This window comes from Pontibacter rugosus, from assembly GCF_042678745.1.
Lineage (GTDB): Bacteria > Bacteroidota > Bacteroidia > Cytophagales > Hymenobacteraceae > Pontibacter > Pontibacter rugosus.
In genome coordinates, this window is sequence record NZ_JBHTLD010000191.1 from 1 (window position 1) to 9,466 (window position 9,466).

10 protein-coding genes are annotated in these 9,466 nt (G+C 45.5%); 5 read left to right on the forward strand and 5 right to left on the reverse strand.

What is annotated here, in order from left to right; genetic code table 11:
- Window positions 1–160 precede the first annotated feature (160 nt).
- From ACFQ2O_RS17055 to ACFQ2O_RS17065, 3 genes are read right to left on the reverse strand one after another with little or no spacing between them, the layout of a single operon-like run.
- Entirely contained in the window at window positions 161–1,036 is an 876-nt protein-coding gene (locus ACFQ2O_RS17055) for a MerR family transcriptional regulator (RefSeq protein WP_377530538.1), read from the reverse strand.
- Complete coding sequence (locus tag ACFQ2O_RS17060; protein ID WP_377530560.1) at window positions 1,017–1,508, reverse strand: fatty acid hydroxylase; 492 nt, start codon at window positions 1,506–1,508, stop codon at window positions 1,017–1,019. The genes ACFQ2O_RS17055 and ACFQ2O_RS17060 overlap by 20 nt, the downstream gene beginning before the upstream one ends.
- A 49-nt stretch (window positions 1,509–1,557) precedes the next feature.
- Window positions 1,558–2,367 (reverse strand): enoyl-CoA hydratase/isomerase family protein, encoded by an 810-nt coding sequence (locus ACFQ2O_RS17065; protein WP_377530540.1) that lies wholly within the window; start codon window positions 2,365–2,367, stop codon window positions 1,558–1,560.
- Between the two features lie 232 nt (window positions 2,368–2,599).
- Between ACFQ2O_RS17065 and ACFQ2O_RS17070 the strand changes: the two genes are divergently transcribed.
- From ACFQ2O_RS17070 to paaD, 5 genes are all read left to right on the forward strand, one after another.
- Window positions 2,600–3,220, forward strand: a complete 621-nt coding sequence (locus tag ACFQ2O_RS17070) for a TetR/AcrR family transcriptional regulator (protein ID WP_377530543.1) — start codon at window positions 2,600–2,602, stop codon at window positions 3,218–3,220.
- Between the two features lie 72 nt (window positions 3,221–3,292).
- Complete coding sequence (gene paaA, locus ACFQ2O_RS17075; RefSeq protein ID WP_377530545.1) at window positions 3,293–4,279, forward strand: 1,2-phenylacetyl-CoA epoxidase subunit PaaA; 987 nt, start codon at window positions 3,293–3,295, stop codon at window positions 4,277–4,279.
- Between the two features lie 107 nt (window positions 4,280–4,386).
- The gene (locus tag ACFQ2O_RS17080) at window positions 4,387–5,022 is read left to right on the forward strand and encodes a phenylacetic acid degradation b (protein WP_377530547.1); all 636 of its coding nucleotides are present in this window, start codon (window positions 4,387–4,389) and stop codon (window positions 5,020–5,022) included.
- A complete protein-coding gene (paaC, locus tag ACFQ2O_RS17085) occupies window positions 5,022–5,777 on the forward strand; it encodes a 1,2-phenylacetyl-CoA epoxidase subunit PaaC (protein WP_377530550.1) in 756 nt (251 codons plus the stop codon). Before ACFQ2O_RS17080 ends, paaC begins: the two co-directional genes overlap by 1 nt.
- Before the next feature lie 114 nt (window positions 5,778–5,891).
- Window positions 5,892–6,377: a 1,2-phenylacetyl-CoA epoxidase subunit PaaD gene (gene paaD / locus ACFQ2O_RS17090; protein WP_377530552.1), complete on the forward strand. Its 486-nt coding sequence runs from the start codon at window positions 5,892–5,894 to the stop codon at window positions 6,375–6,377.
- A gap of 115 nt (window positions 6,378–6,492) precedes the next feature.
- On the opposite strand, the gene ACFQ2O_RS17095 is transcribed toward paaD, so the two are convergent.
- Together ACFQ2O_RS17095 and ACFQ2O_RS17100 are read right to left on the reverse strand one after the other, a co-directional pair.
- Window positions 6,493–8,226 carry a M3 family oligoendopeptidase gene (locus ACFQ2O_RS17095; protein WP_377530555.1) on the reverse strand — a complete coding sequence of 578 codons (1,734 nt, stop codon included), beginning with the start codon at window positions 8,224–8,226 and terminating at the stop codon, window positions 6,493–6,495.
- Window positions 8,227–8,340: 114 nt separating this feature from the next.
- Window positions 8,341–9,466, reverse strand: a 1,126-nt coding sequence (locus tag ACFQ2O_RS17100) for a 2Fe-2S iron-sulfur cluster-binding protein (RefSeq protein ID WP_377530558.1), incomplete at its 5' end; no start/stop codon positions are given.

Sequence of the window (9,466 nt, forward strand, 5' to 3'; positions counted from 1 at the left end):
CTAATTTAATTTTGATTATTATTAAACAAATAAGACAAACACCTCATAATAACCTGTGTATGTACATATTTCCCCGGCAAACGACAGAGCATAAAAAAGCCCCCGTTTCTTTCTTATAAACGAAAGCCACGGGGGATCAGATTGGTCAACTATGTTATCTTTATTTAAACAAGTCGATAAAATCATTTATACAACTTAGCCGTTTTATATTATCCGGTAGAATCAAGCAATCCTGCTGCACCTGGTAGCCATAAATATAGATCTGTGCTTCAGGAAAACGATGCGACAATTTATTAAGATAGGGCTGCACCTGCTCGCGCTCTATAGACGATGTAATGACAGTACAGATAAACTCAGCCTTAAACTGCTCATACGTTACCGCTAAGTCTTTGAAAGGTAAATTTTGTCCCAGGTATATAACCTTCTGCCCATGAGAACGCAGAATGTAATTCATGTACAGCAAGGCCAGCTCGTGCAACTCATTTTCGGGTAAGTATAGAATGTAGGTTGGGGTTCCCTCCTTCCATTTTGCCACCTGCCCATCTATCGCCACCATAAGTTTTTGCCGGATCAGGTTGCTTACAAAATGCTCATGTGCCGGTGTGATATTACCTGTTTGCCAAAGTATGCCTATCTTGTTTAAGAACGGGTAAATCACCTGTTGCATCGTCTCCTGAAAGCCCATCTGGAGCGTAGCCGTAGAGAGCGCTTTATCGAACTGGTGTTCGCACATATCAATCATAGCAGACACCAGCGCACTTATATGATGTGAACACTCACAAGGTTGGTCGCAGAGCTGCCGCACTTTCTGAAGCAGCTGTTCAGGATCCATCTGGGCAATTTTAGAAATTTTATACCCTCGCTCGTTCAGCAGCGATATGTTGAGCAGAGATTTCAAATCTGCATCATCATAAAAACGGATATTGGTATCAGTCCGCTTCGGATTTAAGATATTATATCGCTGCTCCCATATACGGATAGTATGCGCCTTGATACCTGACAGATGTTCTAGTTCTTTAATAGTGTACTGAGCCACGTTTCTCCTGTTCCTGTTTATTCACAATCTCATATGCTGACCTGAAATAGCGTGGTTTCACCCACAGCATACCAAAGGATTCAGAACCATGTTTCTCCTGTACTTTGTGATGCACCTTATGCGCCATGTTTAACGCTTTAAGGTAAACATTAGACGTTTTACCGAACAACCTGATGCGCCTGTGTATAAATACATCGTGTATCAGAAAGTAAGCCAATCCATACAGCGTGATACCAGCGCCTATCCAGAACCTGTAATCTATAGGCTCGCTGCCGAATATAAAGAACAGCATTGCCAAAACGCCATAATAGGCAAAAAACAGATCATTAAGCTCAAAAGCGTGCTTGTGGCGCGTGTGATGCGACTTATGGAGGAACCACATAAACCCATGCAGCACATATTTGTGCATAAGCCAGGCCACTCCTTCCATCAACACAAATGTAAAAAACATGATACCAATGCCTGTCAGCATAATCACAAAACAACAAGTTTAAGGAATAGTTTTAACTATTAAACAATGTTTACCATTTAATCTGCTCTTTATTTAAGAAAGCAGCAATTCCGCGCTGGCAATCTTCGCTTCCGCGGGCAACGGCATTCATTTCAGCCGCATACAGCAAGCCGTCTTCCAGGCTCATAGCCTGCACGCGGGCAATCATTTCTTTTGTTACCTCCATAGACTGTTTAGAGTTTTCGGCGCAGAGCTTTTTAGCAAAAGAGAACACCTGCTCTTCTAGTTCTTCGGCAGGCACCACCCAGTTAACAAGGCCAAAAGCCTCTGCCTGGGCAGCAGAAATCAGATCTCCGGTAAGTAGCAGCTGCTTGGCTCTGGCCTCCCCAATTTTGCGGAGCAGAAACACTTTTACGATGGCAGGTATAAAACCAATTTTCACTTCAGTATAGCCAAATTTGGCCTCTGGCACCGTAAAACCGAAATCACAGATAGCAGCTAAGCCACAGCCTCCTGCAATAGCATGCCCATGCACCTGGGCAATCACAACTTTCTTTAAAGTATAAATGGCACGGAAAAGCTCCATCAGGTGCGTTGAGTCCAAGAGATTCTCCTGGTAATCGTTCTCCTGCAGTTGCTGCAAATACTCTAAATCGGCTCCGGCACAAAACACTTTTCCCTCGGCACGCAACACAATCACTTTGCTAGCTTCGTCTTCTTCGGCAAAGGCAAAGGCGCGCTTCAGTTCTGTTACAACGTCAAAATTTAGAGCATTCCTTTTTTCTGGGCGGGATAGGGTGATGTAGCCTACCCTGTCTTTTACTTGATAGGTTACAAATTGCAGCGTTTGCTGTTCAGCGGTGTTGGCAAGGTCAGTCATTTCAGATAGTATTAATCAATAGCAAAAAATATAGGCTTGGTATCAAATATACGCAAGTATGGGTGCAAAGCTTTGGTTGTGTATGCTTATTACGGCTATCTACTTATTCAAGATGTTACAACACTCACTCTAGTAGCACATTCGTGTTGAGTATAAACCTTTTAAATGGATAAACGTTTATTTAAATATATTTGCTAACGAACGTTAGGTTGCTTATATTTGTTAAATAGACATGGAAGCAATATTGAGCAGAAAAGAACAAATAGAGAAAACAGCCACTGCGCTATTTAAATCAAAAGGCTTTTCAGCTACTTCCATGCGTGACCTAGCTACTGCATTAGGCATCGAGGCTGCCAGCATTTACTCGCACATCAAATCTAAAGAAGAGATACTGCAGCGGGTTTGCTTTAAAATGGCGCAGGAGTTTTTTGAGGCCATAGATGCAGCAGAGGCGCAAAAAGGCACAGCCACAGCGCGTTTAAAGCGTGCTATTGCCGCCCACGTGCAGGTACTGACGAAGAACACAGAGGCTTCAGCCGTTTTCCTGCATGAATGGCGCCACCTGAGTGAACCGATGCATGGCACTTATCTGGCATTGCGTGATAAGTACGAAGCACGCTTCAGGAGTATCATGCAGGCAGGAATCAGTAGCGGCGAATTTAGCGTGCCGGACGAGAAATTTGCTGTATTGACTATACTTTCCGGTTTAAACTGGATTCATACTTGGTACAAGCCAGAAGGAAAGATGGCTCCGGAGGAGATTGCTGAAAACCTTACCGAAATGCTACTAAACGGCCTTACGACTAATAAGCAGGCTTTACAAGACACACACTCTCACCTTAATACACCCTAACTAATCTACCTTTATCAGCTGGGCCGGAAACGGCTCAGCAACCTTTTATCGAACCTTTAAACTATAAATACCATGTACGGAGGAGGAAACGTTTTCGAAGCTACAAAATTCGACGACCTGCAGACGGAAGATCCTGCAAAACTAGCCGAATTTGAAGCACGCATCGCACGAGGCGAAAAAATTGAGCCCAGCGACTGGATGCCAGCACTATACCGCAAGCAGCTGATCCGTATGATTGAGCAGCATGCGCATTCTGAAATTATCGGTGCCCTACCAGAGGGTACCTGGATTACGCGTGCCCCTGGCTTCCGACGTAAAATGGCGCAGATGGCTAAGGTGCAGGACGAGGTTGGTCATGCACAGTTATTATATAGCGCTGCCGAAACGTTGGGTAAGTCGCGTGAGCAAATGCTGACGGACTTGATCAATGGCAAATCTAAGTACTCTAACGTATTCAACTACCCTGCTTTAACATGGGCAGATTCAAATGTTATATCCTGGCTGATTGATGCAGGTGCAATAGTGAACCAGATGGCAAATGCGAAAGGCAGCTATGGCCCTTATTCACGTGCATTGGAGCGTATCTGTGCCGAAGAGGCTTTTCACCTTAAGTATGGCCACGACGCTGTGGTACATATGGCCACAGGCTCTCCGAAGCAGCGCGAAATGATTCAGGCAGCGCTTAACCGCTGGTGGCCTCCGATCATGACTTTCTTTGGTCCGTCAGATAAAATGAGCACACACACTGAAACTTTGATGCGTTGGAAAGTCAAAATGGCTTCTAACGATGAATGCCGTCAGCAGTTCCTGGACATGTACGTGCCGAAGATATGGGAGCTTGGTTTAACTGTTCCGGATCCTAACCTGAAGAAAAACGCTGAAACCGGTCAGTGGGAGTTCACTGAGCCAGACTGGGATGAGTTTAAGCGTGTAATCAATGGTGATGGCCCGTGCAACGCTGAGCGTCTTGCCGTACGCCGCACAGCCGAAGAACGCGGTGCCTGGGTACGCCAAGCCCTCCTCAATCCTAAAGCAAAATACGTCCGCCCATTGGCTTAGCCAGCGACAAATTAAAAATTAGAAATTACGAATTAGAAATTGAGGTAAGGGTATGGGTGCATGTGCATGACCCTTATTTCTAATTCATCATTCATAATTGGGAAACTATGACCCTTAAGTCTTTAGACCCAAGAGTAACACGACTAAACCTGCCGGAGGGCGAAGTGCCTCCAATGGAGGAAAAGCTTGAGCTGGACCAGTTTGAAACATACGAAGCTTTTCATCAAAAAAAAGAAGGCGCTGCGCATACTTACGTAGGCCCTGTACACGCCCCTAATGAAGATGTGGCTTTTCTGTTTGCTAAAGAGCAGTATAGCCGACGCTTTGCGTGTGTTAGCCTCTGGATTGCCCGCACTGATCATATACAGGTTACACCTTATGCCAATGATGGGGAGATTGTATATGATGTTCTTAGCCCTGAAGGCTCGGCAGAACATAGCGAGCAGCCAGAGCCATATGAAATATTTCATCTTAAAAAGCGCGGCAAAGCGCATGCACATGCTGGCCGCGTGGTAGCTATTTCCTATCTGGAGGCCCTACAGGAAGCAAAAAAGGCTTTTGGAGAGAAAGGTCCAGTTGTAAATGTCTGGGTTGTTAAATCGAAAGATGTGCTGCAATCTGCCGACGATGACAAAGATATGTGGACCACTGTACCAGAGAAAAAATACCGTGAGGCCATTGCTTACAAAGTAATGGACAAGATTACCAAGTATAAAGAAGAGCGCAAAAACACTCCCGCCTAATGAACGAGCTAGCAATAAAAGACTTATTATATAAACTGGCTGACGACCAACTTATACTTGGCCACCGCAATTCTGAATGGACCGGTTTTGGTCCTATTTTGGAAGAAGATATTGCTTTTTCATCAATGGCACAGGATAAAATTGGCCATAGCCTGGCCTTTTATACGTTGCTGCACGAACTTGGAGAAGCTGAGCCTGACACGGTTGCCTTTACGCGGAATGCTAATCAGTTTCACAATAGCCAGCTGGTAGAGCTACCAAACGGTGAGTATGACTTTAGCCTGATTCGCCACTTTTTATATGACAACGCTGAGATTATCCGCTTTGATATGCTTTCGAAGTCGAGTTACGAGCCGATTGCTAAAGTAGCTACTAAACTGAAAGGCGAAGTGAAATACCATGTGTTGCACGCCAACACCTGGATAAAAAACCTAGGAGCATCAACCGAAGAAGCAAAAATTCGCTTGCAGTCTTCTTTAAAGTATGCATTACCTTATGCACTTGGCATGTTTGAGCACTCTAAGTATGAGCAAGAGCTAATTGATGCATCAGTTTACCTTGGCGAAGAAGCAGTTAAAGCTGAATGGCTGAAGCGCATACAGGCAGTACTGGAGAAAACAGATTTAGAACTACCTGATCTGGCAAGTATAGCGCCTAAGTTTGGTGGCCGCTACGGAGAACATACAGAGCACCTTCAGCCACTGGTTGAAGAGATGTCTGAGGTGTTCAAAATAGACCCTACTGCCGAGTGGTAGCGTTTGATGCGTAGCACAGCATACGTATCAAGTAGCACGAATTTATAGTGTGTTTTAACAATTTTAAAATTATTCGTGATACGGGCGTCGTCATACTTAATACGATTGTAAAAAATGAGCTTAACCAAAGAACATATACTAACCCTGCTGGAGGAGGTAAAAGACCCTGAGATACCGGTGCTGTCGCTGGTGGATTTGGGTGTGATTACGGGTGTGGTTATATCTGAGGAGGAGCACGTAACCGTGAACATGACGCCCACATTTGCCGGCTGCCCCGCCATGGACTACATGAAGAAGGATGTGGAGCGTACGCTGGAGCAGCATGGTATCAGCAAGTATACCGTTATCATGTCTTTTGATAAACCCTGGGACAGTAACAAGATATCAGATAAAGGACGGCAACACCTGAAGGAGTTTGGCCTGGCACCGCCTCCAAAGTATAACATGGTTTTAGACCTGGATATTCTGGAATATGCTAGCTGCCCCTACTGCAATAGTGATAATACAACTATGCGCACTCCGTTTGGCCCCACGCTCTGCCGCTCCATGCACTATTGCAACGATTGCCGCCAAATGTTTGAGCAGTTTAAGCCCTTGTAGCAAGTATAGCAGGCTTTAGCTTTCACCAGAAGAATAACTAAAATCATCTATAGTATAAAACAGGAGCGCCTGCTAAGTTAATAGCAGGCGCTCCTGTTTTATATGTGGCATCTACTTATACTTTAGCCATTTCCTCTTTCACAAAATCAACCAGACTTTTGATATAGTCTGTACTGAAATCGAATTTGATGCCTGCCGCTTCGTATACCTCACTGATAGATACAGTATATCCTAAGCTTAGCGCGCGTTTATAGGCAGCTAGGCCTTCAGCAGGATTTTCTTTGTAGTTCTTCCAGACGGCGATGGCTCCTAGTTGCGCCATGGCGTACTCAATGTAATAAAAAGGCACCTCGTAAATGTGCAACTGTTTCTGCCACATATAAGGTTTATACTTCTCCAATCCGTCCCAGCTTACTTCTTTCTGGTTGAAGGTATTAAAAATACGTACCCACTCCTGATGTCGCTCTTCCTGCGTCTGCTCCGGATGCTCATATAGCCAGTGCTGAAACTTATCTACTGTTGCAACCCACGGGAACGTCTCCAACACACTTTCGAGGTGCGTTTTCTTAGCCCGACGCAGTTCGTCCTCGTCCTCAAAGAACGTATCCCAGTAATCCATAGAGATCAGTTCCATAGACATGGATGCCAGCTCAGCTACTTCTGAAGGTGGATGCTTGAAAGCGTTTAGCCTTAAATCCCGCGTCAGGAAGGAGTGTACCGCGTGACCGCCTTCGTGCAGCATCGTAATCACATCGCGCAGGCTGGAGGTGGCATTCATAAAGATAAAAGGCACACCAATTTCATCAAGAGGATAGTTATACCCTCCGGGAGCCTTGCCCTTACGCGACTCCAGATCAAGGTGGCCCATGGTACGCATGGTAGCAAGGCAGTCGCCTAAAAAGGTATCTAATTGATAAAATACCTGAACGGTCTTTTCCAGCAGCTCTTCGCCCGTTTTAAAAGGCTCCAGCGGTTTCTTGCCAGTCGTATCTACATCAAGGTCCCAAGGTCTTAACTCACTAACTCCTAGCTGCTCTTTACGCTCCTGATCAAACTTACTAAGTAAAGGCACTATCGTTTCCCTGATAGAGTCGTGGAAGTCAAAGCAGTCCTGCGGTGTATAGTCAAAGCGCCCAAGGGCAGCAAACATATAATCACGGAAATTATTAAAGCCAGCGTTGGTCGCTACCTGGTGGCGCAGCTTTAGCAGTTCATCAAAGAGGTTGTCCAGCTTTTCACGGTCTTCAAACCGACGCTCCTGCACAACTCGCCATGCCTCTTCGCGCACAGCCCTATCGATACGCTTCAGCCTATCTGCCGCGCGCTGCAAAGTAACCTCTTCCCCATCCAAGGTTACTGTCATTGCGCCGGTTATAGCAGCGTATTGCTGCTGCTTTGTGCTTATTTCCGTTTGTAGCGATATATTCTCTTCCCTGAAAATTTCTAATGCGCGCTCCACCCCGCGTAAATAGATTTTATACTTCTCCGGATCAAGCTCCTTTAAATAGGGCGACTGCACCAGCTTCAGATTCAGCTCATGGTCAAGCGGTGCAATGTTAGGTTCTATCTCAGAAATAAAGTATTGAAAAGCCTGTGTGGTTTCCTCGTTCTGGGTATCGCAGGTCATCCGGATATAACGCCATCCCAAGTCCTCTGACAGAACACTTTCCAGCTCGCTACGATCCTGCATCCACTTCTCCAACTCCGCTACATAGCTCACCTCACGTGTCTGCAGCTCCTCAAAGTATGGCTTTATAGCTTCCCAATCAGCCACAGCAAAATCTTCAGAAAGATAAGCACGAGGTTTACGCTCGGGTATAATTAGGTTTGTTGTTTGTTGTATGGTCATTTATGCAATGTGTATTTTAGAGATACAATATAGCTAGTTCTTACGAAAGTACAAAAAAAAGGCAGCGCCGATAGAAAATCTCCTGGCGCTGCCTCTATATACGTTCTTGAACTTCTATCCGATTTCGATCACCACATTATTTGTTAAGGGGTGTCCTACACAGTTTAGTACGTAGCCTTCCTCCATTTCGGCATCAGAAAGCCCTTCTCTTTCATCCAAGTGAACCTTACCGCTCAAGCACTTTCCACGGCAGGCAGTACAAAGGCCAGCCTGGCAGGAATAAGGCAAATCGATATCCTGCTCCAGAGCAGCTTCCAAAATCGTTTGGTCCGGCTCTACCTCAAAAGAATACTCTGCTCCTTCATAAATCACAGTTACAGTTTGTGTGGTGATTTCTCCATCATCCTCGGAGGCCGCAACATCGCCATGCTGCGCCTGCTGTTGCTGGTCGGTAAGTTTGTTACTTACAAAACTCTCCCTGAAAATACGGTCAGCAGGCACATGCAGCACATCCAGTGCATGACGCACCTCCTCCATCATGCCTTCCGGCCCACACATAAAGTATACGGCATTTTCTACCTTAGCCAGCCTGCGCCGCTCCAGTATCTTTAGTACCAAACTTTGGTTCATACGGCCGCGGTGCTCACAATCATGCGTAGGCTGGCTGTATACATACTCCACCTGTAAACGTGCTTCAAATTTTGCCTGAAGCTCTTGTAGCTGCTCCCGGAATATAACAGATGCTTCATTTCTGTTGCCGTACACTAGCGTTACCTGGCTGTTTGGCTCCTCACGCAGCACCGCCTTTAGTATAGACATCAAAGGCGTGATACCGCTACCAGCTCCAAAAAGCAGCACATGGCGTTGGTTTGAAGGTGCACAGGTGAGGCAAAAGTTTCCAATTGGCTCCATCACCTTCATCTCCTGCCCTACCTGCAAGGTATCCAACAGGTAATTGGACATCAAACCGCCATCCACGCGTTTTACGGTTACAGACAGTCGTGGCGACTCATGCGGCGTACTGCTAAGCGAGTAAGAACGGCGAATTTCTTTTCCTTCTACAGGTATAATCAGCGTCAGAAATTGGCCTGGCTTATAGTCTATATTTTTTTTATCGGGATGCTCAAAATGAATGGTGGCGGCATCTACCGTCTCTTTTGTTATTTCTACAACCTTTAAATTAAGATAAGGGCTACTCATAATAGTATAATTTGCGCTAAACTTTCTTGCTTTAAAACTT

Bases quoted from the DNA above. Each gene is read 5' to 3' on its own strand.
- ACFQ2O_RS17080 (WP_377530547.1), top strand. From the start codon at position 4,387: ATGACCCTTAAGTCTTTAGACCCAAGAGTAACACGACTAAACCTGCCG.
- ACFQ2O_RS17070 (WP_377530543.1), top strand. From the start codon at position 2,600: ATGGAAGCAATATTGAGCAGAAAAGAACAAATAGAGAAAACAGCCACT.
- paaA (WP_377530545.1), top strand. From the start codon at position 3,293: ATGTACGGAGGAGGAAACGTTTTCGAAGCTACAAAATTCGACGACCTG.
- ACFQ2O_RS17095 (WP_377530555.1), bottom strand. From the start codon at position 8,226: ATGACCATACAACAAACAACAAACCTAATTATACCCGAGCGTAAACCT.
- paaD (WP_377530552.1), top strand. From the start codon at position 5,892: ATGAGCTTAACCAAAGAACATATACTAACCCTGCTGGAGGAGGTAAAA.
- ACFQ2O_RS17060 (WP_377530560.1), bottom strand. From the start codon at position 1,508: ATGCTGACAGGCATTGGTATCATGTTTTTTACATTTGTGTTGATGGAA.
- ACFQ2O_RS17065 (WP_377530540.1), bottom strand. From the start codon at position 2,367: ATGACTGACCTTGCCAACACCGCTGAACAGCAAACGCTGCAATTTGTA.
- paaC (WP_377530550.1), top strand. From the start codon at position 5,022: ATGAACGAGCTAGCAATAAAAGACTTATTATATAAACTGGCTGACGAC.